The sequence below is a fragment of the Lentzea sp. DG1S-22 genome (assembly GCF_036321065.1).
Taxonomy (GTDB): Bacteria; Actinomycetota; Actinomycetes; order Mycobacteriales; family Pseudonocardiaceae; genus Lentzea; species Lentzea jiangxiensis.
Map to the genome: position 1 here is coordinate 4,543,336 of NZ_CP143276.1, position 26,633 is coordinate 4,569,968.

The 26,633-nt window shown below is 71.0% G+C and carries 29 protein-coding genes and 2 tRNA genes; 15 read left to right on the top strand and 16 right to left on the bottom strand.

Annotated elements, in window-relative coordinates; translation table 11 throughout:
- Positions 1 to 5 precede the first annotated feature (5 nt).
- Entirely contained in the window at positions 6 to 776 is a 771-nt protein-coding gene (locus tag V1227_RS20715; protein WP_329787247.1) for an alpha/beta hydrolase family protein, read from the top strand.
- A gap of 46 nt (positions 777 to 822) precedes the next feature.
- Here the strand turns inward: V1227_RS20715 and V1227_RS20720 are convergent.
- Positions 823 to 896: transfer RNA gene (locus V1227_RS20720), tRNA-Pro, on the bottom strand.
- Positions 897 to 958: 62 nt separating this feature from the next.
- On the opposite strand from V1227_RS20720, the gene V1227_RS20725 reads away from it, so the two are divergent.
- Positions 959 to 1,029: transfer RNA gene (locus V1227_RS20725), tRNA-Gly, on the top strand.
- A gap of 125 nt (positions 1,030 to 1,154) precedes the next feature.
- On the opposite strand, the gene V1227_RS20730 is transcribed toward V1227_RS20725, so the two are convergent.
- Positions 1,155 to 1,709: an NAD(P)-dependent oxidoreductase gene (locus V1227_RS20730; RefSeq protein WP_329787248.1), complete on the bottom strand. Its 555-nt coding sequence runs from the start codon at positions 1,707 to 1,709 to the stop codon at positions 1,155 to 1,157.
- Between the two features lie 57 nt (positions 1,710 to 1,766).
- Between V1227_RS20730 and V1227_RS20735 the strand changes: the two genes are divergently transcribed.
- The 3 genes from V1227_RS20735 (at position 1,767) to V1227_RS20745 (ending at position 2,936) form a co-directional block, all read left to right on the top strand.
- Positions 1,767 to 2,069, top strand: coding sequence for a winged helix-turn-helix transcriptional regulator (locus tag V1227_RS20735; RefSeq protein ID WP_329787249.1), 303 nt, complete (start codon positions 1,767 to 1,769; stop codon positions 2,067 to 2,069).
- A complete protein-coding gene (locus V1227_RS20740) occupies positions 2,066 to 2,401 on the top strand; it encodes a VOC family protein (protein ID WP_329787250.1) in 336 nt (111 codons plus the stop codon). Before V1227_RS20735 ends, V1227_RS20740 begins: the two co-directional genes overlap by 4 nt.
- A 199-nt stretch (positions 2,402 to 2,600) precedes the next feature.
- Positions 2,601 to 2,936 (top strand): histidine triad nucleotide-binding protein, encoded by a 336-nt coding sequence (locus V1227_RS20745; RefSeq protein WP_236222874.1) that lies wholly within the window; start codon positions 2,601 to 2,603, stop codon positions 2,934 to 2,936.
- Here V1227_RS20745 and V1227_RS20750 read toward each other — a convergent pair.
- Positions 2,917 to 3,525 carry an MBL fold metallo-hydrolase gene (locus tag V1227_RS20750; RefSeq protein WP_329787251.1) on the bottom strand — a complete coding sequence of 203 codons (609 nt, stop codon included), beginning with the start codon at positions 3,523 to 3,525 and terminating at the stop codon, positions 2,917 to 2,919. The two genes, V1227_RS20745 and V1227_RS20750, sit on opposite strands and share 20 nt — an antisense overlap.
- The gene (locus tag V1227_RS20755; RefSeq protein WP_329787252.1) at positions 3,522 to 4,196 is read right to left on the bottom strand and encodes a 2-phosphosulfolactate phosphatase; all 675 of its coding nucleotides are present in this window, start codon (positions 4,194 to 4,196) and stop codon (positions 3,522 to 3,524) included. The genes V1227_RS20750 and V1227_RS20755 overlap by 4 nt, the downstream gene beginning before the upstream one ends.
- A 21-nt stretch (positions 4,197 to 4,217) precedes the next feature.
- Here V1227_RS20755 and V1227_RS20760 point away from each other — a divergent pair, with 21 nt between their 5' ends.
- Entirely contained in the window at positions 4,218 to 4,682 is a 465-nt protein-coding gene (locus tag V1227_RS20760; RefSeq protein WP_329787253.1) for a ribose-5-phosphate isomerase, read from the top strand.
- The gene (locus tag V1227_RS20765; RefSeq protein ID WP_329787254.1) at positions 4,682 to 5,482 is read left to right on the top strand and encodes an Fpg/Nei family DNA glycosylase; all 801 of its coding nucleotides are present in this window, start codon (positions 4,682 to 4,684) and stop codon (positions 5,480 to 5,482) included. Before V1227_RS20760 ends, V1227_RS20765 begins: the two co-directional genes overlap by 1 nt.
- Positions 5,483 to 5,540: 58 nt before the next feature.
- On the opposite strand, the gene V1227_RS20770 is transcribed toward V1227_RS20765, so the two are convergent.
- From V1227_RS20770 to V1227_RS20785, 4 genes are all read right to left on the bottom strand, one after another.
- On the bottom strand, positions 5,541 to 6,254 hold the full coding sequence (locus tag V1227_RS20770) for a hypothetical protein (protein ID WP_236222865.1): 714 nt from the start codon (positions 6,252 to 6,254) through the stop codon (positions 5,541 to 5,543).
- 57 nt (positions 6,255 to 6,311) lie between these two features.
- Positions 6,312 to 7,523, bottom strand: coding sequence for a GNAT family N-acetyltransferase (locus V1227_RS20775; RefSeq protein ID WP_329787255.1), 1,212 nt, complete (start codon positions 7,521 to 7,523; stop codon positions 6,312 to 6,314).
- 41 nt (positions 7,524 to 7,564) lie between these two features.
- Positions 7,565 to 8,917: an aldehyde dehydrogenase family protein gene (locus V1227_RS20780; protein WP_329787256.1), complete on the bottom strand. Its 1,353-nt coding sequence runs from the start codon at positions 8,915 to 8,917 to the stop codon at positions 7,565 to 7,567.
- A gap of 101 nt (positions 8,918 to 9,018) precedes the next feature.
- The gene (locus V1227_RS20785; RefSeq protein ID WP_329787257.1) at positions 9,019 to 9,213 is read right to left on the bottom strand and encodes a hypothetical protein; all 195 of its coding nucleotides are present in this window, start codon (positions 9,211 to 9,213) and stop codon (positions 9,019 to 9,021) included.
- Here V1227_RS20785 and V1227_RS20790 point away from each other — a divergent pair.
- Positions 9,212 to 9,448, top strand: coding sequence for a hypothetical protein (locus tag V1227_RS20790; protein ID WP_329787258.1), 237 nt, complete (start codon positions 9,212 to 9,214; stop codon positions 9,446 to 9,448). The genes V1227_RS20785 and V1227_RS20790 overlap by 2 nt on opposite strands.
- Before the next feature lie 92 nt (positions 9,449 to 9,540).
- On the opposite strand, the gene V1227_RS20795 is transcribed toward V1227_RS20790, so the two are convergent.
- Complete coding sequence (locus tag V1227_RS20795) at positions 9,541 to 10,149, bottom strand: mycothiol-dependent nitroreductase Rv2466c family protein (protein ID WP_329787259.1); 609 nt, start codon at positions 10,147 to 10,149, stop codon at positions 9,541 to 9,543.
- Positions 10,150 to 10,312: 163 nt separating this feature from the next.
- Here V1227_RS20795 and pepN point away from each other — a divergent pair, with 163 nt between their 5' ends.
- Together pepN and V1227_RS20805 are read left to right on the top strand one after the other, a co-directional pair.
- Positions 10,313 to 12,874, top strand: a complete 2,562-nt coding sequence (gene pepN / locus V1227_RS20800; protein WP_329787260.1) for an aminopeptidase N — start codon at positions 10,313 to 10,315, stop codon at positions 12,872 to 12,874.
- Positions 12,875 to 12,937: 63 nt separating this feature from the next.
- Positions 12,938 to 13,573, top strand: coding sequence for a GNAT family N-acetyltransferase (locus V1227_RS20805; protein ID WP_329787261.1), 636 nt, complete (start codon positions 12,938 to 12,940; stop codon positions 13,571 to 13,573).
- A gap of 48 nt (positions 13,574 to 13,621) precedes the next feature.
- On the opposite strand, the gene V1227_RS20810 is transcribed toward V1227_RS20805, so the two are convergent.
- The 3 genes from V1227_RS20810 to V1227_RS20820 are packed head-to-tail and all read right to left on the bottom strand — an operon-like array spanning position 13,622 to position 15,520.
- Positions 13,622 to 14,101, bottom strand: coding sequence for a DUF5130 family protein (locus V1227_RS20810; protein ID WP_329787262.1), 480 nt, complete (start codon positions 14,099 to 14,101; stop codon positions 13,622 to 13,624).
- On the bottom strand, positions 14,088 to 14,333 hold the full coding sequence (ctaJ, locus tag V1227_RS20815) for an aa3-type cytochrome oxidase subunit CtaJ (protein WP_329787263.1): 246 nt from the start codon (positions 14,331 to 14,333) through the stop codon (positions 14,088 to 14,090). The genes V1227_RS20810 and ctaJ overlap by 14 nt, the downstream gene beginning before the upstream one ends.
- Before the next feature lie 20 nt (positions 14,334 to 14,353).
- Positions 14,354 to 15,520 (bottom strand): MFS transporter, encoded by a 1,167-nt coding sequence (locus V1227_RS20820; RefSeq protein ID WP_329787264.1) that lies wholly within the window; start codon positions 15,518 to 15,520, stop codon positions 14,354 to 14,356.
- A 249-nt stretch (positions 15,521 to 15,769) separates the two neighbouring features.
- Between V1227_RS20820 and V1227_RS20825 the strand changes: the two genes are divergently transcribed.
- Positions 15,770 to 16,405, top strand: a complete 636-nt coding sequence (locus V1227_RS20825) for a DUF2345 domain-containing protein (protein WP_329794069.1) — start codon at positions 15,770 to 15,772, stop codon at positions 16,403 to 16,405.
- Between the two features lie 17 nt (positions 16,406 to 16,422).
- Here V1227_RS20825 and V1227_RS20830 read toward each other — a convergent pair whose 3' ends face one another.
- Positions 16,423 to 17,091 (bottom strand): HNH endonuclease, encoded by a 669-nt coding sequence (locus tag V1227_RS20830; protein ID WP_176959939.1) that lies wholly within the window; start codon positions 17,089 to 17,091, stop codon positions 16,423 to 16,425.
- A gap of 151 nt (positions 17,092 to 17,242) precedes the next feature.
- Between V1227_RS20830 and V1227_RS20835 the strand changes: the two genes are divergently transcribed.
- From V1227_RS20835 to V1227_RS20850, 4 genes are all read left to right on the top strand, one after another.
- Positions 17,243 to 19,339 carry a prolyl oligopeptidase family serine peptidase gene (locus V1227_RS20835; protein WP_329787265.1) on the top strand — a complete coding sequence of 699 codons (2,097 nt, stop codon included), beginning with the start codon at positions 17,243 to 17,245 and terminating at the stop codon, positions 19,337 to 19,339.
- A gap of 41 nt (positions 19,340 to 19,380) precedes the next feature.
- Positions 19,381 to 20,262, top strand: coding sequence for a mechanosensitive ion channel family protein (locus V1227_RS20840; protein WP_329794070.1), 882 nt, complete (start codon positions 19,381 to 19,383; stop codon positions 20,260 to 20,262).
- A gap of 153 nt (positions 20,263 to 20,415) precedes the next feature.
- Positions 20,416 to 20,799: a globin gene (locus V1227_RS20845; RefSeq protein ID WP_329787266.1), complete on the top strand. Its 384-nt coding sequence runs from the start codon at positions 20,416 to 20,418 to the stop codon at positions 20,797 to 20,799.
- Between the two features lie 57 nt (positions 20,800 to 20,856).
- Positions 20,857 to 22,449, top strand: coding sequence for a glycoside hydrolase family 13 protein (locus tag V1227_RS20850; protein ID WP_329787267.1), 1,593 nt, complete (start codon positions 20,857 to 20,859; stop codon positions 22,447 to 22,449).
- Here the strand turns inward: V1227_RS20850 and V1227_RS20855 are convergent.
- The 3 genes from V1227_RS20855 to V1227_RS20865 all read right to left on the bottom strand — a co-directional run bounded on the left by V1227_RS20855 (position 22,446) and on the right by V1227_RS20865 (position 26,633).
- Positions 22,446 to 25,370, bottom strand: a complete 2,925-nt coding sequence (locus tag V1227_RS20855) for an AfsR/SARP family transcriptional regulator (protein WP_329787268.1) — start codon at positions 25,368 to 25,370, stop codon at positions 22,446 to 22,448. The genes V1227_RS20850 and V1227_RS20855 overlap by 4 nt on opposite strands.
- A 212-nt stretch (positions 25,371 to 25,582) precedes the next feature.
- Positions 25,583 to 26,209: a hypothetical protein gene (locus V1227_RS20860; protein WP_236222840.1), complete on the bottom strand. Its 627-nt coding sequence runs from the start codon at positions 26,207 to 26,209 to the stop codon at positions 25,583 to 25,585.
- Positions 26,202 to 26,633 carry an acyl-CoA thioesterase gene (locus V1227_RS20865; protein WP_236222838.1) on the bottom strand — a complete coding sequence of 144 codons (432 nt, stop codon included), beginning with the start codon at positions 26,631 to 26,633 and terminating at the stop codon, positions 26,202 to 26,204. Before V1227_RS20865 ends, V1227_RS20860 begins: the two co-directional genes overlap by 8 nt.

Below are 26,633 nucleotides of genomic sequence, written 5' to 3' on the forward strand. Positions count from 1 at the left end.
AGGGCATGGACAACCGGAAAGCGGTCTTCGCGGGCGCCCACGGCCAGGCACTGGCCGGCCGGCTCGAACTGCCCGCCGGCGACGTCACGGCGACGGCCGTGTTCGCGCACTGCTTCACCTGCGGCAAGGACTCGGTGGCCGCGACCCGCATCGCCCGCGAGCTCGCCTCCCACGGCGTCGCGGTGCTGCGCTTCGACTTCACCGGCCTCGGCCAGTCCGACGGCGACTTCGCGAACACGACGTTCACGTCCAACGTCGACGACCTCGTCTGCGCCGCCGACCACCTGCGCGACACCATCGGCGCCCCGAGCGTCCTCATCGGACACTCGCTCGGCGGCGCCGCCGTCCTCGCCGCCGCACACCGGATCCCGGAGGTCAGGGCGGTCGCCACGATCGGCGCCCCCGCCGACACCGCCCACGTCGAACACCTGCTCGGCTCGTCGCGGGAGCAGATCGAGGCGGACGGCGTGGCCGAGGTGCTGCTCGCCGGCCGCCCGTTCCGGATCGGCAACGACTTCCTGCTCGACATCAAGCAGCAGAACCAGACCGCGTGCATCGCGGGCCTCGACCGCGCACTGCTCGTGATGCACTCCCCGCAGGACGACACGGTGGGCGTCGACAACGCCAGGGTGATCTTCGACGCAGCCCGCCACCCCAAGTCGTTCGTCTCGCTCGACGGGGGTGACCACCTGCTGACCGACCGCGCGGACGCCGCCTACGTGGCACGGGTGCTGGCGGCGTGGGCGAGCCGCTACCTCGCCGAGGACATGGTCTAGATGCGAAAACCCGCAGCGGTGAGGTCGCTGCGGGTTTCGTCAACCGTCGGGGCGACAGGATTTGAACCTGCGACCCCCCGCTCCCAAAGCGGGTGCGCTACCAAACTGCGCCACGCCCCGGTTGCACCAAGCTTACCGCCACCCGCTAAGGTATTGACCGCAGCCCCGACAAGGGCGGCAATGCGGGCGTAGCTCAATGGTAGAGCCCTAGTCTTCCAAACTAGCTACGCGGGTTCGATTCCCGTCGCCCGCTCGCGGCCGAGGCCGACCTGTGTCTGCGAAGAGCGCAGACCGGGTCGGCCTCTCGCATTTCTCCTGGGGCCGAGCCCCCAGGCCCCGGCCGGGGCGGTCCCCGGACCCCCGTCTGTGTTGTGTGGCTCACGTCGATGCGATGCCCACCTGCGTGCGGCGGTGCGCGGGACGGTCGATCTCGTCCACGACGGCCAGCGCGAAGTCCTCGTAGGTCAGTTCGTCGGCCGGGTCGACCGAGCCGATCCGGTACGTGCCCGTCGCGGTGCCGCCGAAGTTGCCGACGGGGCTCATCACCAGCCAGTCGGCCTCGGAGGCCGCGAGCACCTCGACGCCCGCCGCGTGGCCCAGGCAGAACGGCCGGTGCTCGGCCGGGAAGTCCGGGCCGTCGACCAGGCGGAGCCCCGGCGCCGTCTCCAGCAGCGGGTAGATGCCGACCACGATGATGCGGCCGGCGCCGGAGGCCACCAGTGCGCGGGCCGCCTCCGCGTAGAACTCCGCCGGGTCGCGGGAGAGGTCCACCACCGCGCTCACCGCCACGTCGTGCGCGGCGGCCACCTCCGCCGCGGCCTGCACCCCTGGAGTGCGGCCGACCTCCGTCACCTCGTGACCGCGGGCTCGCGCCACCTGCGTGATCTGGCGTCCCGCCTGGCCGGACGCCCCGAAAACAACGATCTTCGCCATGAGCGCGAAGGTAGGGTGCGGGGGTCCGGTTCCCGCAACGACATCGGGGGTGACCAGGTGGAATGCGCGCACGGGGAACTGCCGTACCGCATCGGTGACAAGTGGACCGCGCACGTGCTGCGGGCGTTGCAGGGCGGGCGGCGGCGGTTCACCGAGCTGCGAGCAGGGCTGCCGGGCGTGACGGCCAAGGTGCTCACCGAGACGCTGCGGGCGATGGAGCGCGATGGGGCGGTTTCGCGCGAGGCGTTCGCGGAGAACCCGCCGCGGGTCGAGTACGAGCTGACGGCTCGCGGGCGCAAGCTGCTCGGCCTGCTCGACCTGTGTTGTGACTGGGCACGAGAGAACCTGGTGGAGACGTGAGGCTCGGACAGATCGTCATCGACAGCAACGATCCCGGCAAGCTCGTCCGGTTCTGGGCGGAGCTGCTCGGCGGTGAGCCGGTGAACCGCGCGCACGGCTGGGCGCACGTCGAGTCGCCCGGTGGTGTGCGGATGTCGTTCCAGCCCGTGCCGGAGCGCAAGGACGAGAAGAACCGGCTGCACCTCGACTTCGAGGTCGACGACATCGAGGCGTCGGTCGTGAAGGCGGTCAGCCTGGGCGCCACCCGCGAGGGCGTCGTGCACACCGACGAGCAGGGCAGCTTCCAGGTCATGCGCGACCCCGAGGGCAACGAGTTCTGCTTCGTCCACTGAGGAACTACTGGACGGCGCGCCAGAGCGCCTCACCGAAGCGGATCGCGAGGAGCAGGAGCAGCAGGCCGATCGCGAAACTGATGAGGCACCGGACGACGACCAGCAGTTTGGTGCCCTTCACCCGGCCATGCTCCACCGCGGGCGGGCACGGGCGACAGAGGCCATCGGGCCCAATGCCCGTTGCCAATACCATGCCGGTGTGACCGACTGCCTGTTCTGCCGCATCGTCGCGGGCGAGATCCCGGCGACCGTCGTGGCGGAGACCGACACGACCCTCGCGTTCCGCGACATCGACCCCAAGGCGCCCACGCACGTCCTGGTGATCCCCAAGGAGCACCACCGGGAGATCGGCGACGTCGACCCGGCGCTCGCGGGGCAGGTCCTCGCCACCGCGCACCAGGTCGCGAAGTCCGAGGGCATCGACTCCTCCGGCTACCGGCTGGTGTTCAACACGGGCCGGGACGGCGGCCAGACCGTCTTCCACGTGCACTGCCACGTCCTCGGCGGGCGCGGCCTCACGTGGCCTCCGGGATAGCCATCTCCCGCACGAACGCCGCGTCGACCGGGTTCCCGTGACCCGGCACGACGATCCGCGGGTCCAGCCGGAGCAGCAGGTCGAGGACGCGGCGCCAGTTCGACGGCGTCGCGTCCGGGCCCGCCTGCGCGGGAGCGCCCTGCTCGACCAGGTCACCCGCGAACACCACCCCGGCGTCCGGCACGTGCACGACGACGTCGTGCGAGGTGTGCGCGGGCCCGAAGTGGTGCAGGTCGACCCGCCGGCCGCCGACGTCGAGCGTGACGGTGTCGCGGAACGTGTGCGTGGGCGCGACCAGCCTGCCCTCGAACGGGTCGCGGTAGTACTTCGCCCGGTCGTCGAGCAGCCTCTCGTCGACCACGCAGTCCTCGTGCGCCCACACCTCGCACGGCAGGAACGCCTCGGTGGCCAGCACGTGGTCGAAGTGGTTGTGCGTCAACACGATCCGCGACGGGCTGATCTCGCGTGCCAGGGCGGGGTCCATGCCGGAGTCCACGAGCAGCGAGTCACCGGAGCCGGTGACGTGGCCGAGCGTCAGGTCCAGCTCGGTGTGCCGGCGGACGAACACGCCGTCCGCGATCTCGATCACCGCAGCACCCCGCCGAGCAGCACCGGTGCGGTGTCGCTGACGCCGAGCTCGACCGCGAGCTCCACGTCGGCGGCGTGCCCGTTGCCGATCAGCTCCCGGCCCGACCCGCACTCCCGGACCGCGGTGGCGACGTCGGTGCCCCGGAACGCCGTGACGGCGAGCCGCGCCTCCGGTGAGGCCTTCCCGTCCAGCGCGGCCAGCACCGCGCCCGCCCCCAGGTAGTCCTCGACGCACGGCCGCAACGGCCCGAACTCGCGCGGCCCGCCGCCCGTCGAGATGTCGAGACCCCAGCGTTCGCCGCCGGGGACCAGTCCGATGGTCTCCCCCAGCTCCTGGGCGCGCCGCGCGACCGCCTCCGCGTTGCGCAGGCAGGCCGCCAGCACGTGGGCTCCCGTCCGCGCCGCCAGCTCGCAGAGGTTCGACCCGTTCGGCGACGGCAGGTCGACCACACCGGTGGCCCCGACGAGTGATGCCGGTCGCGGCGTCCTGCCCGAGGCCGGTCCCCACCGCGACGGCCGCACCTGGCCACCGCCCGAGACCACGAGGTCGACGGACGTGGTGAACGACAGCACGTCGACGACGACCAGCACGTCACAGCCCCGCAGGGCCTCGACGCCCTCGGGCCCCCACTCCAGCCTCAGCTGGTACCCCTCCTGGCTGAACACACCCACCAGCGTGTCAGACTCCGTGACGTGCGCGTTTATCTGGCAGCAGACCACGCTGGCTTCGAGCTGAAGTCCCACCTGTCCACGGCCCTCACCGAGCAGGGCTACGAGGTCGTCGACGTCGGTGCCCACACCTACGACGCCCAGGACGACTACGTGTCGTTCTGCGTCGACGCCGCGGAGAAGGTCGTCGCGGATCCCGGCAGCCTCGGCGTCGTCATCGGCGGTTCGGGCAACGGCGAGCAGATCGCCGCGAACAAGGTGAAGGGCGCCCGCGCCGCGCTGGCGTGGAACGTCGACACCGCCCAGCTCGCCCGCCAGCACAACGACGCCCTGCTCGTCGGCATCGGTGCCCGCCAGCACTCGGCGGAGGAGGCGACCGAGATCGTGTCGGCGTTCCTCAGGACGCCGTTCTCGGGCGAGCCGCGCCACCAGCGCCGCATCGACCAGGTGAGCGCCTACGAGACCAACCCCGCCGAGAACAAGGCCTGATGCCCGAGGGCCACACGCTGCACCGCCTCGCGCGGCTGCACCAGCGCCGGTACGCGGGCAGGCCCGTGTCCGTCAGCAGTCCGCAGGGACGCTTCGCGGCGTCCCTTGTGGACGGACGGAAGCTGGTCCGTGCCGAGGCGCACGGCAAGCACCTGTTCCACGTGTACGGGCCGGACGCGATCGTGCACGTGCACCTCGGGCTGTACGGGACGTTCACCGAGTCGCCGCTGCCGGTCCTGCCGCCCGTCGGCCAGGTCCGCATGCGGATGGTCGGCGAGACGCACTGGACCGACCTGCGCGGGCCCACGGCGTGCGAGGTGCTGAACAAGGCCGAGGCCAAGGCGATCCGCGACCGGCTCGGGCCCGACCCGTTGCGCCGCGACGCCGACCCCGGCCTCGCCTTCGAGCGGATCACGCGGTCCAGGCAGTCGCTCGCCGTGCTGCTGATGGACCAGCGGGTCCTCGCGGGTGTCGGCAACGTCTACCGCGCCGAGGTGCTGTTCCGGCACAACGTGAACCCGCTGCTGACCGGCGACGAGGTGAGCCGCGAGCTGTGGGACGCCATCTGGGCCGACCTGGTCGTGCTGATGAAGGACGGCGTGAAGGTCGGCCGGATCGACACCGTCCGCAAGGAGCACCTGCCGAAGGCGATGGGCCGGGCACCGCGCGTGGACCGGCACGGCGGTGAGGTGTACGTCTACCGCCGCGCCGGAGAGCCGTGCTTCCTCTGCGGCACCGAGGTCCTGACCACGGAACTGGCAGGCCGGAACCTCTTCTGGTGTCCCGTCTGCCAGTCCTGATCCGAGGTCGGGCCGGTTTTCCCGGGGTGCGGCCGGACGGTGCTCGACCGACGAGCACTCAGAAGTCGAACCCGCCCATGTCGCCGAAGTCGAAGCCGCCGGCGTCGCCCATGTCGGCGGCGCCGCCCATGTCCCCCATGCCCATGTCGCCCATGCCGTAGTCGCCGACACCGTGCATGCCGGAGAACATGGCGTCCATCAGCAGGAACGTGCCCACGCCCCATGCGCCGGCCACGAGCGCGGGCTTCCACCACGGCTCGGAGTACCAGCCGCGCGGCACCGGACGGCCCGCGACCACACCGCCGGGGTAGTAGTACGGCGTGCCCGAACCGGAGTTCGGCGAGGCGGCGTACCGGTGACCCTCGACGCTGACCTGCCGGCTCTCGCTGACGGCACCCGCCTGCCGCTGGGCGGCGCTCTCGGGCAGCGCGGGTCCGGGGTCCATGCCCATGGCCTCCCGGGCCGCGCGCACGTAGTGCAGGCCCTCCATCGCCGTCTCGGTGACGAGCCGCGCCTGCGGGATCGTGCGGGCCTGCTCCATCTGCGACCCGGCGGCGGTGAAGCGCTCGGACGCGTCCGCCATCGCCTGCGTCGCCGCGGCGTTGCTGCCGGTGAGGCTCATCACCTGCCCGCCCAGCCGTTCGACCCAGCGGCGTGCTTCCGCCTTGGCGTCGTCGAGCTCACGCGCCTTGCGCGCGTTGCTCTGGCTGACCAGGTAGAACACGCCCGCGACCAGCAGTACCAGCACGACGACCCACACGATGGTGCCCACGGCATTACCTCCCACGCCAGGTAAACCGTCAACGTGTGAACGCCGGTGGTAGTTCCGTCAGAACACCTCGGGGCAATGCGGCTCACGTTCGCCGAGGAAGGCCAACGAGAGCGCGTTGACGTGCCCGGCCGTGTGCTCCACCACGCGGTGTGCCCGCGCGAGCACGGAAAGCCGGGCGCCGCCGAGGAAAGCGCTGCCGAGCGCGGCGACGTCGAGCGACACGTCCGCCGGGTCCTCGGTGCGCGTGACGACGGCCTCGCCGCCCTTCGCGGTGAAGCGCCACCGGCCGGAGTTCCACGGGCAGAACCGGTCCTCGACCTCCAGCACACTGTCCACATCGGACGAGTACCGGCGCAGCGGCAGCGCCTTCTCGACGTCGACGACCCGCAGCCACAGGGCGTCGGTCAGCTCCCGCTGCACCTCCCGCGGGTTGTCGACCATGTGCAGGACCGGGTCGTCCGCCGCCGTGAAGAACGAGATGCTGCCGGCGAGGTCGAGGTCCAGCAGGAACCGGTAGAGGTCCGCGTAGGCCTGGTCGGTCTCGCACACCAGCTCGCGCACGTGCAGCTCGTGCTTCGGGCCGCCGCCGTCGCTGTTGTGCTTCACGCGGAACACCACGTACCCCTCGGGGTGCAGGCAGTAGCGGTAGGACGTGAGGCCGCCGCGGTCGCCCTCGGCGTCGGCGAGGTGGACCTCCCACGACTTCTCCACCCGGCTCAGCCAGCCGGTCTTCACGCGGCGCACGCGGTCGTGGACCTCGCGCATGAACGGCATCGCCTCCTCGCGCGTCACCTGCCGGATCCGCGCCGGGCTCACGGACACGCCGGGGTGGAACGGCATCCGCGTCGGCATCGTGAGCTTCGCCAGGCTCGACGCGTACTCGCCGTAGCCGAACCGCCGGTAGATCGAGCCCTCCGACGCCCAGAGGATCGCGATCGACTCCCCGGCCCGGCGGATGTCGTCCAGCTGCGTCCTCATCAGCAGCGACGCCATGCCGCGACGGCGGTGGCCCGGTTTGACGCCGACCACGGTCACCGCGCCGACGCCCGCCTGGACGCCGCCGGGCACGGTGAGCTCGCGGGTGAGGACGCCTCCGGTGCCGATCATCTCGTCGCCGTCGAACACGGCGTGGGTCCGTTCCAGTTCGAGCACCTTGAGCCAGCGGTGGTCCTCCGCGGGTTCGTCGAGGAACGACCACGCGAACACCCGGTGGAAGTCCGGGAGGTCGGTGCTGTCGATGGTCCTGATGCTCAGCGCCGAGTCAGCCATAGCGGCAGTGATACGCCGCCACGGCGACTCCCGCAGCTCAATTACCGCTGGACCGACTTGAGCTCGCAGAACTCGTCGAGGCCGAACCTGCCGAACTCGCGCCCGTTGCCCGACTGCCGGTAGCCGCCGAACGGCGCGCTGGTGTTGAACGCGGCGGCGTTGATGTCGACCTGCCCGGTGCGCAGCCGCCTGGCGACGCGCAGGGCCCGGTCGGTGTCGGCGGAGAACACGCCACCCGCCAGCCCGTAGATGGTCGAGTTCGCGATGCGCACCGCGTCGTCCTCGTCGGTGTACGGCATGACCGACAGCACCGGCCCGAAGATCTCCTCCTGCGCGATCGTCATCTCCGGCGTGACGCCGCCGAACACCGTCGGCGTGACGTAGAAGCCCTGCGGGAGCGGCGCTTCGGGCCCGCCGGCGGCGAGCCGCGCACCCTCCTCGACCCCCTTGCGGATGTAGCCGACGACCCGGTCGCGCTGCGCCTTCGACACGGCCGGCCCGATCCGCGTCCGCGGGTCACCCGGATCGGCCGGGACGTACTTCGCGGCGGCCTGCGCGGCGAGCTCCACGGCCTCGTCGTGCCGGTCGGCCGGCACGAGCAGCCGCGTCCACGCGCTGCACGCCTGGCCGTTGTTCATGAACGAGTTCGCCACGGCGATCTTCACCGCACGCCCGAGATCGGCGTCGTCGAGCACGATGCACGCCGACTTCCCGCCGAGCTCCAGCGCGACCCGCTTGACCGTCTCCGCGGCCACCGCCGACACGCGCCGCCCGGCCTTGGTCGACCCGGTGAACGACACCATGTCGACGCCGGGGTGCGCGGCCAGCGCCTCGCCGACCACCGGCCCGGTGCCGTGCACGAGCTGGAACACGCCCTCGGGCGTCGCCCCGGCGACGATCTCGGCGAGCAGGTCCGCCGTCCCCGGCGCGAGCTCGCTCGGCTTGAGCACCACGGTGTTGCCCGCGGCGAGCGCCGGAACGACCTTCGCGACCATCTGCTGCAACGGGAAGTTCCACGGCGTGATGGCCGCGACGACCCCGACCGGCTCGCGGAAGACCAGCGAGTTGCCGATCTCCTCCGGCTCGAAGTACCCGCCCTCCAGCACGTCCGCGACACCCTCCGCGATGGCGATGGGGTTCGTGACCTGCACCTTCTGGCTGAAGGTGAGTGGCGTACCCATCTCCCGCGTCATGGTCGCGGCGAGCTCCTCGGACCGTGCCCTCAGCCCGTCGATGATCGTCCTGACCACCTCGGCGCGCTCGCCGACCGAGGTCCGCGACCACGCCGGGAAGGCGGCGACGGCGGCGGACACGGCCGCGTCGACGTCGGCCGGCGTGCCTTCGGCGACGGTGCCGACGACTTCCTCGGTGGCGGGGTTGACTACCTCGATCACGGGAGCCCTCCAGGCGGGGTGTGACACTTGCGACGCAGACAGGATCCAGACTGTCACATCCACCCGCCGGGGTCACGCCGGCCCGGCGTGGTCGCCGGTGCTCACCCGTCGATCTTCTGCGCGGTCAGCAGGATCTTCGTGCCGCAGTCGACGACCGTGCCCGGCGCGACGTTCTGCGCGGTGGTCTTCCAGTTGCGGTCGTTGACGAGCAGACGGCCCTGGCCGCTCGCGTCCTCCTCGGTGAGGAAGAACAGGCCGGCTTCCTGCATGGTGTCCTGCGCGGTCTGGTGGATCATGCCGACGACGTTCGGCACGGTGCAGGTCTTCACCTCGGACGCGGCCGCGGTCGTCGGCGGTGCCTGCGCGGGCTGGGACGTCTGGGGGGTGGACGCGGCGGGCGGCGTGGGTGCGTTCGACGACGAAGTGGTGGTGGTCGGCGTGCACGCGGCGGTCAGGAACAACAGCGAGGCGGCGGCGAGGGCGGTGCGCATGACCGGGCTGTCGCGGAAGGCACCGGTTCCCGTTACCTAGCGTCACCCGTACGCGTGAACGGCGATGGCGCCGCACCGGGTCGCGAAGACCACGGCACGGCGCCATCCACCGCCGACCGGAACCGGAGCGGCTCAGCTGAAGTCGAGCTCGCCCGTCCGGGTGCGCTTGAGCTCGAAGAAGTACGGGAAGCCGGCCAGCATCCGCGCACCGTCGAAGATCGTGCCCGCCTCCTCGCCGCGGGGGATCTTCGTCAGCACCGGGCCGAAGAACGCGACGCCGTCGATGTGGATGGTCGGCGTGCCGACGTCCATGCCGACCGGGTCCATGCCGCGGTGGTGCGAGGCGCGCAGGGCCTCGTCGTACTCGGTCGAGGTGGCGGCCTCGGCGAGCTCGGCGGGCAGGTCGGCGTCCGCGAGAGCCAGCTCGATGACCTCCGCGAAGTCCTGGTTGCCCTCGTTGTGGATGCGCGTGCCCATCGCGGTGTACAGCTTCGGCAGCACCTCGTTGCCGAACTTCTGCTCCGCGGCGATGGCGACGCGGACCGGACCCCAGCCCTTGGTCATGAGCTCCCTGTACTGCTCGGGCAGGTCGCGGCCCTCGTTCAGAACGGCAAGGCTCATCACGTGGAAGCTCAGGTCGATGTCGCGGACCTTCTCCACCTCGAGGATCCACCGGGAGGAGATCCAGGCGAACGGGCAAAGTGGGTCGAAGTAGAAGTCGACCTTCGCCTTGTCGGTCATGCGTGCCCCTTTAGTGACGGTAGGTGGCGTTATCGCCCCATCAGCCCAACCAGATCACCCCGTCATCTCTTCCCGTGCGCCGGTTCCGTGATTGGATGCGGGAGTCATAACCATTCCCGACGACGTCAGCGCGTAACCAAACGCGTGGCAGACGAGGTGACCAGTGGCCGCGCCCAACCTCACCCGCGACCAGGCTCAGGAACGTGCTGAGCTGCTGGAAGTGGAGTCCTACCGGATCGAGCTGGACCTGACCGACGGCGGCGGAAAGCCGGGTTCGGACACGTTCCGCTCCACCACCACCGTGGTGTTCCGCAGCCGGACTCCGGGTGCTTCCTCGTGGATCGACCTCGTGGCGGCGACCGTGCACCGCGCTGTGCTCAACGGCAGCGAGCTCGACGTCTCCGACTACCGCGAGGAGGACGGCGTCAAGCTGCCGGACCTCGCGGAGACCAACGAGCTGACGATCGAGGCCGACTGCCGGTACATGAACACCGGCGAGGGCCTGCACCGGTTCGTCGACCCGGTCGACGGCGGCGTGTACCTGTACTCGCAGTTCGAGACCGCGGACGCCAAGCGCATGTTCGCTTGCTTCGACCAGCCCGACCTCAAGTCCGTCTACTCCATGAAGGTGACGGCACCGCACGACTGGAAGGTCATCTCGAACGGCGAGATCATCGCCACCGAGGCCGGCGAGGGCGGCGCGGACGTGCACACGTTCGCCACCACCAAGCCGATGTCGACCTACATCGTGGCGCTGGTCGCCGGTCCGTACGCCGAGTGGCGCGACGAGTTCGTCGAGGGCGACTTCAGGATCCCGCTCGGCATCTACTGCCGCGCGTCGCTCGCCCCGCACATGGACCACGAGCGGCTGTTCACCGAGACCAAGCAGGGCTTCGGGTTCTTCCACAAGGCGTTCGGGGTGCAGTACCCGTTCGGCAAGTACGACCAGTGCTTCGTGCCGGAGTTCAACGCGGGCGCGATGGAGAACGCGGGCTGCGTCACGTTCCTCGAGGACTACGTCTTCCGCAGCCGCGTCACCCGCTACCTCTACGAGCGCCGCGCCGAGACCGTGCTGCACGAGATGGCGCACATGTGGTTCGGCGACCTGGTCACCATGCGCTGGTGGGACGACCTGTGGCTGAACGAGTCGTTCGCCACCTGGGCGTCCGTGCTCGCGCAGGCCGAGGCCACCGAGTACCGCCAGGCGTGGACGACGTTCGCCAAGATCGAGAAGTCGTGGGCCTACCGGCAAGACCAGCTGCCCTCGACGCACCCGGTCGCCGCGGACATCCCGGACGTGCAGGCGGTCGAGGTCAACTTCGACGGCATCACCTACGCCAAGGGCGCTTCCGTGCTGAAGCAGCTCGTCGCGTACGTCGGGCTGGAGAACTTCCTGGCGGGCCTGCGGGTCTACTTCGCCAAGCACGCCTGGGGCAACGCGACGCTCGCGGACCTGCTCGGCGCGCTGGAGGAGGCGTCGGGCCGCGACCTGTCGTGGTGGAGCGCGCAGTGGCTGGAGACGACGGGCCTGAACCTGTTGCGCCCCAAGTTCACCGTGGACGCCGACGGGAAGTTCACCGAGTTCGCCGTGCTCCAGGGCGGCGCCCGTCCGGGTGCCGGCGAGCTGCGCACCCACCGCATCGCGATCGGCGTCTACGACGACGACGGCTCCGGCAAGCTCGTCCGCACGCACCGCCACGAGCTGGACGTGACGGGCGACCGCACCGAGGTCCCCGAACTGGTCGGCGTGCACCGCGGCAAGATCGTGCTGGTCAACGACGACGACCTCACGTACTGCACGATGCGCCTCGACCCGGACTCGCTGGCCGCGCTGATCGACCACATCTCCGACATCGCCGAGCCGCTGCCGCGCACGCTGTGCTGGTCGGCCGCGTGGGAGATGACCCGCGAGGCCGAGCTCAAGGCCCGCGACTTCGTGAACCTGGTCCTCGGCGGCCTGGGCTCCGAGACCGAGGTCGGCGTGGTGCAACGGCTCCTGCTGCAGGCGCAGACCTCGCTGTCGTCCTACGCGGACGACTCGTGGCGCGCCGAGGGCTGGCGCCGGTTCGTCGCGAAGGCGCTGGAGCTCGCACGGGCGGCCGAGCCGGGCTCCGACCACCAGCTGGCGTTCGTCAACGCGCTGACCTCGTCGGTGCTCGACGACTCCACTGTGGACGTCCTGCGCGGCTGGTACGACGGCAGCGCCGTGCTGGAGGGCCTGGACGTCGACACGGACCTGCGCTGGCGCCTGCTGCACGCCCTCGTCGCGCACGGCAAGGCGGACCTGGCGGAGATCAACGCCGAGGAGGAGCGCGACCCGACCTCCACCGGTCACCGCCGCGCCCAGTCGGCTCGCGCCCTGCGCCCGACCACCGAGGCCAAGGACGAGGCGTGGGACCGCGCCGTGAACGACGACGACCTGCCCAACGCGGTCAGCGAGGCGATCATCGCGGGCATCTCGCACCCCGGTCAGAAGGAACTGCTCGCCCCGTACGTCGAGCGCTACTTCGCCGACGTGAAGGGCGTGTGGGACCGCCGCTCCTCCGAGCGCGCGCAGTCCATGGTGGTCGGCATGTTCCCGGCGTGGGCGATCTCGAAGTCCACCGTGGAGGCAGCCGACGCGTGGCTGGCCGACGAGCACCCGCCGGCCCTGCGCCGCCTGGTGTCCGAGGGCCGGGCGGGCATCGTGCGAGCCCTTGCGGCACAGGAGTTCGACCGCTCCTGACGCTCGTGGCGAAGCCCCGCACCGTGTTCGCGCGGTGCGGGGCTTTCGCATAACGTCACGAGCATGATCGGCGAACTGGTGGAGCGCTGGCACCGCGGCTGGACCGCGGCCGAAGGGCTGACGTCCGAGCGCCGCGACGGCTACCTGGTCGTGCACGTGAACCGGCCGCACCGGGTGTACGAGTGGATCGCCACGGACGACGCGCGGACCGCCGCGATGGCCGGGGTCGTGGCCGCTTCGCGGGAACCGAACTGGCTGAGCGTGCCCACGCACGCACCGGCGAGGGTGATCGCGGAGATCGAAGCGGCCGGGCTGGTCGTCGCACGGCCGGACGAGACGTTCATGTGGCGCGCGCTGGCGGGCCACCCGGCACCGGAACCGCCGGAGGGCTACGCGGTCGAGGTGACCGGCGGTCCGGTGATCGGGGTGCGGGTGCTGGCGGACGGCGAGGTGGCGGCGAGCGGGCTGATGGCCGTCGTCGGCGAGGACGCCGTCGCCCACCGCGTCGAGACGGCGCAGGCGCACCGGCGGCGGGGGCTCGGCAGCGTCGTGATGGGCGCGCTGACCGGGGAGGCGGTGGCGGGCGGGGCGCGGACCGGGCTGCTGTTCGCCTCGGCCGACGGCGTGCACCTCTACCGGAAGCTGGGCTGGGAGAAGATCTCCGACCTGGTGGTGGCGCGCAACGCCGTCGAGCCCTAGACACGCGAACGCCCCCGGCACGGGCCGGGGGCGTTGCTCGGACGTTCGTCAGGAACGCGGCGCGTGGCCCGCCTGGTCGGTCAGCATGCGCAGGCCCGACACGAGGCCGCCCGCGAGGTCGCCCTCCTTGAAGGACGCCACCATGCTCATCACCGCGAGCTTGGCGCCGCGGTCGGCGAGCCGGCGGTGCGACTCCTCGCCCGTCACGACCTCGACGACGCGCTCGCCCGGCGACACGGCCACGAGGACGTGGTGCGACGGGCGCTCGGTGGAGGCGTGCAGCTCCCGGGCGCGCTCGTGGGCGTTGCCGCCCAGCTCGCCGAGGTAGACGCTGAAGTCCAGGCCGGTCGTGCGGCTGGAGAGCGTCAGCGCCTCGTCCAGCTGCGCGAGCTGGGTCGGCGTGAACGGCAGCTCCGGCGCGTGCGGCTCGTACATCTTCGCCGCGGACACCCGGCCGCTGTTCGTCACGACGGCTCCGAGGGGCAGCGTCGACGGGTCGACGGCCTCGATCGCCTTACCAGTTGCCACGGGCACCTCCCTTGGCGGTCGAACCCGAAGCAGCGGGCTCGGCGGCGCTGTGGTGCTCCGCGCTCAGCCCAGCCGGGTTCGCACTCCACCACACCGGGGCGTAGCCCCACTCCTGGCCGGGCCGGTACCGGGGGATCCGGGTGGCCTTTGGCCTCACCGTCAGCAGCGTGATCACGCTGTAGATCGCCAGCGGGATCAACGCGAAGACGAGAACGGTCTCCACGATGGTCACGGCGGGTACGGTAGCCGAACTCAGCCGCGCGCGAGCGGCCGGGCCAGCAAGATCGCGGTCAGTCCCACGATCGAGCCCGCCACGACGTAGACCGCGCCGAGGGACGTCGCCGCGGCGAGCGGGCCCGCCAGCCCCGCGCCCAGCGGGGACAACCCCCAGGCCAGCACCCGGTACGCGCTGGTCACGCGGCCCATCATCGGCCCCGGCGTGAGCCGTTGGCGCCGGGTCGCGGACAGCACGTTCCAGCCGGCGGACGCCAGGCCGAACAGCACGCACGCGACCACGGCCACCGCCAGCCACGGCGTGAGCCCGAACAGCGCGAACGCCGCGCCGAGCAGCGCGAGGAACCCGACCATGACCCGGCCGGCACCCCAGCGCGACGCGAGCCGCGGAGACACCCGCGCCCCTAGCAGAGCACCGGCCGCCATGCACACGACGAGCACCGGAACCACCGGTTCGGCAAGGCCGAGCACCTGGATGGAGTAGAGCGCCAACATGGCGTTGACGGCGGCGGCGGCGAAAGCCGTGATTGCGACGGCAACTACCAGTGACCGCAGGCCGGGAGTCCGCAGGAGGAACCCGGCCCCCTCGGCGAGTTGACCGCGAAGATCACCGCGCGAGCGGTCGGGGGCGACGTCCGGCACGCGGGAGACGAGCACCGCGGCGGCCACGAAGGAGATCGCGTCGAGCGCGAAGCAGGCCGCCGGGGCCCACCAGAACAGCGCCGCGGCAGCCAGCGGGCCCGCGAGGTCCATGCCGACGGTCTCGACCGTCACGAACCTGCCGTTGGCCGCCTCCAGGTCCGGTCCGGCCAGCTCGACGAGCAGCACCTGCGACGCCGAGTCCGCGAACGTCTCGGCGGAGGTCAGCACGAAAGCCGTGGCGCACAAGACGACGACCGTCGCGTGTCCGGTGTGGACCGCCAGCGCGAGCACTCCGGTCACCCCGGCGCGCAGCCAATGCGCCACCACGACAACGGTTCTCGGCCGCCAGCGGTCCACGAGAGCGCCGGCGGGCAGCGCCACGAGCAACCAGGGCAGGGTCAGGGCCACCGCGACGGCGGACACGGCGAGCGGACTCCGCGTGCTCGCGGCGGTGAACAAGGGCAGCGCGACGACGCGCACGCCGTCGCCCACGAGCGACACGGCCCAGGCCGCGGTGAGCGCTCGGAAACCACGTTCATGCACGCCTTTCACGGTATGACGCACATCACGGTCCATCAGTCTGAACGCTACAGAGCGTGTCCATACCGGCCAGTAAGGGCAATGAGTGCTCTCGTGCGGCGCAGCGGTTACACCCGGTCAGTCCTCACCCGGTCGGCGGCGAACGGGTGCCGGTTTGGGGTCTTGTTCCCGGAACACCCACCTCCTAGCTTTTCACCTATACGGGTCTTGCGCACCCGCCCCAGACGAGTTGGAGGACACAAAATGTTCACGATGACCCGCCCGCAGGCCGTGACCTTCACTCTTCCGAGCTACAAGGACGATTCGGTACGCATTACCGCAAGTGACTCCGTCCGGATCACGACGAACGACTCCGTTCGGATCACCGCCCACGATTCAGTGCGCATCACGGCCCGCGACTCCGTGCGCATCACCATGGACGACAGCGTCCGCATCACCGCGAGCGATTCGGTCAGGACCACGATGGCCGATTCGGTCCGCATCACCGCCCGCGAGGACTCCGTTCGGATCACCGCGCGGCAGGACTCGGTCAGGATCACTGCGCGTGAGGACTCGGTGCGGATCACCATGGACGATTCGGTCCGGATCACGGCGCACGACGACAGCGTCCGCATCACCGCTCAGGACGACTCGGTCCGCATCACGATGGACGATTCCGTGCGCATCACGGCGCACGACGACAGCGTCCGCATCACGGCGCACGACGACAGCGTCCGCATCACGGCGCACGACGACTCGGTCCGCATCACGGCGCAGGAAGACTCCGTGCGCATCACCATGGACGACAGCGTCCGCATCACGGCGCACGACGACAGCGTGCGGATCACCGCACTCGACGACTCCGTGCGCATCACGGCGCGCCGCGACGACTTCTCCCTCGCGGCCTGACCCACCCGAACGGCGGCTCAGGCCGCGGGTTCACCCAGGTACGGCAACCACTGCGGATCAGCCTCGGCCACGCCGGCGAGCAACCGCCAGTGCGGGCCGCGCGGCGCCGCCGGAACGACGCGCAGCCGCCAGCCCAGTTCGGACAGCAGCTTGTCCGCCTTGCGGTGGTTGCACTTCGCACAGCAGGCGACGCAGTTGGTCCAGGTGTGAGGTCCGCCACGCGAGCGGGGCACCACGTGGTCGATCGTCTCGGCCCGCCCGCCGCAGTAGGCGCAGCGGTACCGGTCGCGGTGCATGAGCCCGGCGCGGGTCATCGGCACACGGCCGCGATAGGGAACACGGACATATGTGCTCAGCCGGATCACGGACGGCACGAGCACCTCGGACTTCGACGAGTGCAGCACGAGCCCGGAGGCGTCCCCGTGCACGACTTCGGCCTTCCCGCACACCACGAGGACGACCGCGCGGCGCAGCGACAACGCCGTGAGCGGCTCGAACGTGGCGTTCAGCAGCAGGACCTTGCGTCTTCCCCAGGGGAAGACCGCCGGCGTCGGACCGGAACCTCCCCCGCCTCGATCCCCGTCCGGCACCGACCGCAGCTCGGGCTGATTTCGGCATGGGGGGACCGTCGGCGCCGTCTCGCCTGGCAGCGAGGTGCCGATAGGGGTCGGTTGTCGGTCTGGCACGCGACCACCTCCACCGGTTCAGCCATAGGAGACCACACTTACCAGGAAAAAATCACGTGTGATAAGTGACGCGTCACGGATGTGTGATCGAACCCGGGGTGAACCACGTCCCTATCGGGGATCGTTTTCATCAACCGCTACCCTGGACAAGGTGACAGAAGCCCCTTCCACGCCCCTGCCTGCGACGATCACCTACCCGGCCGCCGAGCGGCTGGACCTCGCCGAGCAGATCCACGGCCGAGCAGTCGCCGACCCGTACCGCTGGCTCGAGGACGTCGCGGACCCGCGCACCGAGCAGTGGTCGCGAGCCCAGGACGCGCTGGCACGCTCCTGGCTGGACGCGATGCCCGGCCGCGAGCGGCTCGGCGCCAGGCTGGGGGAGCTGATGCGCACGGGATCGGTGTCCACCCCGACCTGGCGCGCCGGCAGGGCGTTCTTCACCCGCCGCGGCCCCGAGCAGGACCACCCCGTCGTCCTGGTGCGCGAGACCGACGGCACCGAACGCGTGCTGCTCGACGTGAGCGCGCTCGACCCGTCCGGCAGCACCACCCTGGACGGCTGGTCCCCCAGCCTCGAGGGCACGCGGCTCGCCTACCAGGTGTCCGTCGGCGGCAACGAGCACTCGCTGCTGCACGTCGTCGACGTCGAGACCGGTGAGCTGATCGAGGGCCCCATCGACCGCTGCCGCTACTCCGCGATCGGCTGGCTGCCCGGCGGCGAGGAGTTCTTCTACGTCCGCCAGCTCGACCCGGCGCTGCTGCCCGAGGACGAGAAGCTGTTCCACCGCCGCGTGTGGCGCCACCGCGTCGGCACGGACCCGGCGACCGACCTCAACGTGCACGGCGACGACCAGGCGCCCACCTTCTACTACACGCTGAACGTCTCGCACGACGGCCGCTGGCTGGTCGTGAGCGGTGCGCCCAGCACCCTGAAGCACGACTCGGTGTGGATCGCGGACCTGCACGGCGACGCCGAGCTCAAGACCGTGGTCCTGTCCGAGGCGGGTGTGCAGTGCTCCGCGTCCGTCGGCCGCGACGGCAGGCTCTACCTGCACACGAACCACGGCGCACCCCGCCAGCGCCTCTGCGTCGCCGATCCCGCGAACCCGACCGAGTGGACCGAGCTGATCAGCGAGGAGCCCGACTCGGTGCTCGACGGCGTGCGCCTGCTCGACGGCGACCTGGTCGTCCTGCGCACCCGGCACGCGGTGTCCGAGCTGCACCTGCACGACGCCACGACCGGTGAGCACAAGCGCGAGATCCCGCTGCCCGGCACGGGGTCGCTGCACGGCATGTCCGTCGTGGACGTCCACACCGGCCACGACCGGGACACGCTGTGGTTCGGGTGGACGGACTTCGTCACGCCGCAGTCGGTGTACCGGTACTCGAAGTCCACCGGCGAGACGGTCCTGCACGAGGCCGCGCCGGGCCGGGTCGAGCTGCCGGCCGTGACGACGCAGCAGGTCGCGTACGCGTCCAAGGACGGCACGACGGTGCGGATGTTCGTCGTCAGCGGCGAGCAGAAGCCCGACCTGCCCCGTCCCGCGCTGCTCACGGGCTACGGCGGCTTCGCGATCGGCCGCGGCCCCGGCTACAGCGCCACCACGCTCGCGTGGGTCGAAGCGGGCGGCGTGTGGGTGCACGTGTCGTTGCGCGGCGGCGACGAGGAGGGCGAGGACTGGCACGTCGCCGGCATGCGCGGCAACAAGCAGAACGTGTTCGACGACTTCCACGCGGCGGCGGAGCACCTGATCCGCGGAGGGTGGACCACGCCGCAGCAGCTGTCGATCATGGGAGGCTCCAACGGCGGCCTGCTCGTGGGCGCCGCGCTGACCCAGCGGCCGGAGCTCTACGCGGCCGTGGTGTGCTCAGCGCCACTGCTCGACATGGTGCGCTACGAGAAGTTCCTGCTCGGACGGTTGTGGGCCGACGAGTACGGCAGCGCGAGCGTTGCGGAGGAACTGGACTGGCTGCTTTCCTACTCGCCTTATCACCAAGTGGTAACGGGCGTTGAGTACCCTTCGGTCTTGTTCACGGTGTTCGAGTCGGATTCTCGTGTGGATCCCAACCACGCCAGGAAGATGTGTGCCGCGCTGCAGCACGCCTCGTCGAGCGATCCGACCAAGCACCCGGTGCTGATCCGCCGCGAGACCGAGGTCGGTCACGCGGGCCGGTCGGTCAGCCGGACGGTGTCTCTCGCCGTGGACCAGCTGACGTTTCTCGCGAATGCCACCGGCATGGAGTTGTAGGAGGGCACGACCACGTGATGGCGACGAGTCCCGTGGATGACATCGAGAACAAGACCGCGCAGGCGGTCGGCTTCTTCGAGAAGTACGGCCCGGACATCATCGCGGGTGGCATCAAGATCCTTCTGATCCTGATCGCCGCGTTCGTGATCAGGGCCATGCTGCGCAAGGTCATCGACCGGATCACCACGCCCGGCAAGGAGGGCAAGAAGCCGGGCCTGCTCAAGCCGTTGCGGGAACGCGCTCCGCAGGCGCTCGGCAACCTGATGTCCGAGCGCCGCGAGCAGCGCGCCAGGACGATCGGCTCGGTGCTGAAGTCGATCGTCACGATCATGATCTTCGGAATAGCGTTCCTGGAGATCCTGATCGTGGTCAAGCTCGACATCACGCCCGTGCTGACCTCGGCGGGCATCCTGGGCGTCGCGATCGGCTTCGGCGCCCAGAACCTGGTCAAGGACTTCCTGGCCGGCATGTTCATGCTGCTGGAGGACCAGTACGGCGTCGGCGACGTCGTCGACCTCGGCCCGGCCACGGGCACCGTCGAGGCCGTCGCCCTGCGCACCACGACGATCCGCGACACGAACGGCACCGTCTGGTACGTCCGCAACGGCGAGATCCTGCGCGTCGGCAACTCGTCGCAGGGCTTCGCGGTCGCGGTCGTCGACCTGCCGCTGAGCTACGGCGCGAACCTCGCCGAGGCCACCCAGGTGCTCGAGCGCAAGGTCTCCGAGGTGGCCGACAAGGACCCGCTGAAGGCCGACATCACGGCCAAGCCCGAGGTCCTCGGCGTCGAGAAGTTCACGCCGGAGGGCATCACGCTGCGGGTCACGGCCAAGACGCGTCCCGGCCGCCAGTGGGCGGTCCAGCGCAACCTCCGCGCGCAACTCATGCCCGCCCTGGAAGAAGCAGGCTTCACCGCCAAGTAGTGGGGCCGTGTCCTCCAAAACCAGGAGGCCGGGTGAGGTGGAACACCCATTCGAGACGGTGATCACCCGGCGTCCTGCCAGTTCACACCCCTATGGCACAGCCAACACCGGGGCGGCCTGCGCCCACTTGCCCGCGTGAGTCAGGATGGGTGGGTGGGCAACCCCGTGAGCTTCTTCGAACAGGTCGGTGGCGAGGAGACGTTCCACCGCATCGTCGCGCGCTTCTACGAAGAGGTGAAGTCCGACGAGGTCCTCCTCCCCCTCTACCCGGAAGAAGACCTCGGACCTGCGGAAGAGCGGCTGCGGCTGTTCCTCGTGCAGTACTGGGGCGGCCCCCACACCTACTCGGACAACCGGGGCCACCCGAGGCTGCGGATGCGCCACGTGCCGTTCAAGATCGGCCCGATCGAACGCGACGCGTGGTTGCGCTGCATGAGGATCGCCGTCGACGAGGCCGGCTTGGACGAGGCCCACCGCAAGCAGCTCTGGGACTACATGGAGATGGCCGCGAACAGCTTGATGAACAGCTGGTCGTGACCATCCATCACCCGTTCGGGTCCTTTGGCAGCGAGACGAATGGCAGGATGACCCCTCGTGCGACGATCCTCCGACCTCACCCCTGAGATCGCCGAAGAGGCCGCTTGGTGGCGTGACTCCGTCTTCTACCAGGTGTACGTGCGCTCTTTCGCCGACTCCAACGGCGACGGCGTCGGCGACCTCGAAGGCATCCGGTCCCGCCTCGGCTACCTGGAGCTGCTCGGGGTCGACGCCCTCTGGCTCACCCCGTTCTACCGCTCCCCCATGGCCGACCACGGCTACGACGTCGCCGACCCGCGCGACGTCGACCCGCTGTTCGGCGACCTGGCCGCCTTCGACCGGCTGGTGGCGGAGGCGCACGAGCACAACATCCGCGTGACGGTCGACCTGGTCCCGAACCACACGAGCGACCTGCACGAGTGGTTCCAGGAGGCCTTGCACGCCGGTCCCGGCAGCATGGAGCGCTCCCGCTACATCTTCCGCGAGGGGCGCGGCTTCGACGGCTCGCAGCCGCCGAACAACTGGACGTCGGTCTTCGGCGGCCCCGCCTGGACCCGCGTGCCGGACGGCCAGTGGTACCTGCACCTGTTCGCGCCGGAGCAGCCCGACCTCAACTGGGACCACCCGGAGGTCCGCGCCGACCTGGAGCGCACACTGCGGTTCTGGCTCGACCGCGGGGTCGACGGCTTCCGCATCGACGTGGCGCACGGCATGGCCAAGCCCGACGGCCTGCCGGACATGGAGATCCGCCACCAGGCCCCCGGCGTGCTCAGCGACGACGCGCACGACCCGCGCTTCGACAACGACGGCGTGCACGAGATCCACCGCATGATCCGCAAGGTCATGGACAGCTACCCCGGCACGATGGCCGTCGGCGAGATCTGGGTGAAGGACGACGAGCGGTTCGCCGCCTACGTCCGTCCCGACGAGCTGCACCTGGGCTTCAACTTCAGGCTGGTCGAGGCCGGCTTCGACGCGGACGCCGTCCGTTCGGCGATCGAGCACTCGCTGGCCGCCGTCGCGCCGTCCGGCACGCCGGCGACGTGGACGCTGTCGAACCACGACGTCGTGCGCCACGTGACCCGCTACGGCGGTGGCGCGCTGGGCGAGCAGCGGGCCCGCGCGATGACGCTGGTCGAGCTGGCGCTGCCGGGCGTGATCTACCTCTACAACGGCGAAGAGCTCGGCCTGCCGAACGTGGAGCTGCCGGACTGGGCGCTGCAGGACCCGACCTGGGAGCGGTCCGGGCGCACCGAGCGCGGCCGTGACGGCTGCCGCGTGCCGATCCCGTGGGAGGGCACCGCGCCCCCGTTCGGGTTCTCCACGGCCGTCAGCACGTGGCTGCCGCAGCCGAACGAGTGGGGCCACCTCACCGCCGAGGCGCAACTGGAGGACCCGGGCTCGATGCTCTCGCTCTACCGCGAGGCGCTGGAGCACCGGAAGTCCAACGCGGGCTTCGCGGGCGACGAGCTCGAGTGGTACGGAGCCCCGGCGGGCTGCTTCGCGTTCCGGCGCAAGGGCGGCGGGCTCATCTGCGCGCTGAACACCTCGGGCGCGTCCGTGCCGCTGCCGCCCGGCCAGGTGCTGCTGTCGTCCGGCCCGATGGACGGTGACCAGCTGCCGCCGGACACCGCCGTCTGGCTCGTCTAGAGCGTCAGGGTGACCGGGAGGCGCGGTTCGCGCGCCTCCCGGTTGCCGTACCGGCGGAAGATCGCCAGGGCCTCGCTCCACTGCTCCTCGCCGGACTCCCCGGAGGCGTCCAGGACGGCCGCGAGGTCGCGCAGGGTCCGCGCCCGCCAGACGGTCAGCGCCAGCGCGTCCCACCACCGCAGGGCGTGCTCCAGCCGCCGCCGGGCCTCCGCCAGGTCGCCCTCCGCGAGTTCGAGCTCCCCGAGCGTGCGCAGCACCAGGGCCTGCCCGAACCCGTCCTGCATCTCGTTGCACGTCTCCAGCGCCTCGACCAGCGCCTCGCGCACCTCGGCACCGCGTCCCTGCCGCACCCGCACCTTGGCGAGCGACTGCACGGCGTAGGCCGACGCGAGCTTGTTGTCCAGGCGTTCCAGCAGGGTCACCGCGTCCGAGCACCACCGGTCCGCCTCGTCCAGCCTCCCGGCCGCGCGGTGGACGATGCCGACGGACCGCATCGCGATGGCGAGGTCGCGGGCGTTGCCCAGTTCGCGGTAGTGCGCGACCGCGTCGGTGCAGTACCGCACCGCCTCGTCGAGGTCCCCCTGCTCGCACAGCACCCGGCCGAGGCCGTGGATCGCCTGCGCCAGCGCCTTCGGTTCGTCGAGCGTGCGCAGACCGGCGAGCGACAGGTCGAGCGCGGTGCGGGCCTCGGCCAGCCGTCCCTGCTCGCGGTGCACGGTGCTCAGCGACAGCCTCGTCAGCGCCTGGAACCGGACGCCGTCGCTCAGCTCCAGAGCCTGCTCGTAGTACGACGCGGCCTCGTCCAGCCGGTCCTGCTCGAACCGCAGCCAGCCGAGGCCGGCGAGCAGCCGTGCCTCCGCCAGCTTGTCGCCGACGCGCCGTGCGGCCTCCAGTGCGGCGTTGTGCGTGCGGTACCACTGGCTGAAGAGGTTGCGGACGGCGAACCGCGACGAGCTGAGCGCCGCGGCGAGCTTCGAGGCGGCCTCGGTCAGGTCGAGCTCGCTGATGCGTTCGACGAAGCCGACGAGCTCGGTCTGCTCGGCGTCGAACCACTCCTCGGGGTCGTCGAGGATCTCGTCGATCTTGGCCCGGTCGAGGAACGACACCGACGTCTCGACCCAGTCGAAGTCGGCGCGCGGCATCCGCGCCCCGGCGGCCTCGACCAGCGCCAGCAGGCAGCGCGCGACCCGGTCCGCGACGGCGGGGAACCCCGTCTCCTCGGCCTCACCGCGTTCCCGCGCGAACGCCCGCGTCAGGTCGTGCAGCTTGTACCGGGCGCCCACCGGGTCGAGCAGCTGGGCGTCGACGAGCCGTTCCACGACCTCGTCGGCCGTGTAGGCGTCGCAGCCGAGCAGCGGTGCGACGATCCAGCCGCCGAACGACGACACGTCCAGCAAGCCCAGGCGCCGCAACGCGGTCCGCTCCAGCTCCCCCAGCTCGTCGAAGCTCAGCGCGAGGCTGCCGCGCACCTCCAGGTCGCCGATCATCAGCTCCTGCAACACCCTGTGCTGCACCTTGAGCCGGTCCGCGAGGCGTGCCAGCGGCCACTGCACGCGCGCCGCGAGCCGGGCACCCGCGATCCGCAGCGCCAGCGGCAGGTGCCCGCACAGCCGGACGATCTCCTGGGCGTGCTCGGCCTCCCGTTGCGCCCGGCCACCCCCGACGACCCTGTCCAGCAGTTGCAACGCCTCGGCGTCGTCGAACACGTGCAGGTCGAGCTGGTGCGCGCCTCCGAGCGCGCCGAGGCGTTCGCGGCTCGTCACGAGAACGGCGCACGTGGGCGCGCCGGGCAGCAGCGGCCGGATCTGGCGCTCGTCGGAGGCGTCGTCGAGCACGATCAGCACGCGTCTGTCAGCCAGCAACGTGCGGTAGAGCTGCGCACGTTCGTCGAGCTCAACGGGAATCGCCGCATCGGCGACACCCAACGCGCGCAAGAACCCGACGAGCACCTCGGCCGGATCGGAGCGCACGGTCTGCACTCCACGTAACGAGGCGTAGAGCTGACCGTCCGGGAAGTGCGCGCGCACGCGGTGAGCGACGTGCAACGCCAACGTGCTCTTGCCCGATCCCGGCTTGCCCGAGAGCGCGCACAACCGGTAGCCCGAGGTGTCCACGAGCAGGCGCGAGAGTGCGGCGACCTCGCTCGCGCGTCCGGTGAAGTCGGCGATGTCGAACGGCAGCTGTCCCGGCGGCGTGACCGTCGCGGGTTCCGGTTCCGGTCGGGCCAGGGGTTCGGCGAGCACCTCGCCGTGGGCCTGCCGCAGCAACGGCCCGGGGTCCACGCCGAGCTCCTCGACCAGCGCCCGATGGCCCTCCTGGTAGCAGGCGAGCGCGTCGGCCTGCCGGCCTGCCTGGTGCAGGGCGCGCATCAGCTGGGCGCGCAACCGTTCCCGCAACGGGTGCTGCGCCACGGCTTCGGTGAGCTCGCCGATCAGGTCGGCGCCCTGCCCGGTCGTGAGCCCGGCCTCGGCGAGGTCTTCGAGGACCCCCAGCCGCAGTTCCTCGAGCCTGGCCCGTTCGTTCTCCGCCCAGCTGCCCTGCGCGCCGCCGAGCGCGGGACCGCGCCAGTGCCGCAGAGCCGCGCGGAAGTGGTCGACGGCCTGGTCCGGAGCGGCCCGCGCCCCGGCGTCGGCCTCCCTGCGGAACGCCGTCAGGTCCACCTCTTCGGCGTCGAGCCGGTAGCCGCCCGCGTCGCGGGAGATGACCTCCGCGTCGACCGCCTTGCGGATCGCGGAGACGTACGTGTGCACCAACGCCCGCGCGGTGTCCGGCGGGTCCTCACCCCAGATCGCGTCGATGAGGTGCTCGGCGGACACGACGCGTCCGGGCCTGGTGGCGAGCAGCGCCAGCAGCGTGCGCGGCTTCGGGCCGCCCACCGGTACCTGTCTGCCGTCGACGACGACGCAGACCGGTCCCAACACGCGAAACTCCACAAGCCCCCCAGCCGTGATCCCTCCGAGCCGCCAACGTAGCGCGCCTCGGCCACGGCGTCACTCCACCGCGAGCAGCAGACCGACCTCGCGGGGCTGCGTGGTGGTGAAGACGAAGGCCAGGTCGAAGAAGAGCGTGTGCCACGCGCATCCGACTGCGTCGCCCGGAACTCCGGTTCGCCCGATCTGGGCTCGGCCCAGGTTCAGACGATCAGCGGCAGCATCGAGTGGCGGCGGCGGACTACCGCGCCGTACCGGGCGTCGATCCGCAGCCACGAGTCGGTCGCCGTGACCCGGACGTCACCGTCGTCGCCGAGGAAACCCATGCCCGACAACGCGAACAGGACCCGCAGCGGGACCTTCACGTCCAACCCGGACCCGGTCACGGTGAGCACCGTCTGGTCCAGCAGCGACGCCGGCGGCGTCCCCTGGGGACCGGTGTTCTCCCGCGCCACCTCGACGCCCTCGTCCGCGATCTCCGCGACGACCGCGACGGGCAGCCTGTCGACCACGAGCCAGCCCTCCGCGGGCGGCAGGGCCGAGCGCCACATCAGGTCCTTGGCCGGTCCCGGGTCGATGCGCTCGTCGCGCATGACCGCGAGACCCGTCAGCAGCTCCGATCCGGACACCGTGACGTCGGCGGGATTCGCCTGTCCCGCAACGGTTCGCGTCGCCAGGGTGTCGAACGGCGTGGCGACCCACGCGTCGAGCAGCTCCTCGTTGCGGTTGCGCAGCCGCACCACCGTCTGGGCGTCGAGGCGCACCGCGCGTGCGGCGAACGCCCCGAGGTCGTCTCTCTCGGCCGCGTCGGCCAACACCAGATCAGGCACCGTTTCCCCCTGCCCGCCACCCGGCGAGAAAGTCGCGCTCGGCCTCGGTCAGCCGCCGCGGACGTGCTGTCGTCACGTTGAAGGGCGCCATCAGCGTCTCCGCCTTGACGACCACCGGGCTGTTCACGTCGCGGCTGCCGCGCACCACGTAGTCGAGCGTCAGCGACGCGGACTTCAGCTCCCGCACCGACATCTCCACGATGATGTCCTCACCGGTGAAGACGATCGGCGCGAGGTACTCGACCACGAGCTTCGCGACGACCATGCCCTCGGCGAGTTCCTTGACGCCGTGGCGGGCCGCCTCCGTGAACAGCAGCTCGATCCGGGCGTCTTCGAGCAACGTCACCGTTTTGGCGTGGTTGACGTGGCCGAACGCATCCATGTCCGACCACCGCGGCCGCACACCCGTGACGAAGACACCCAT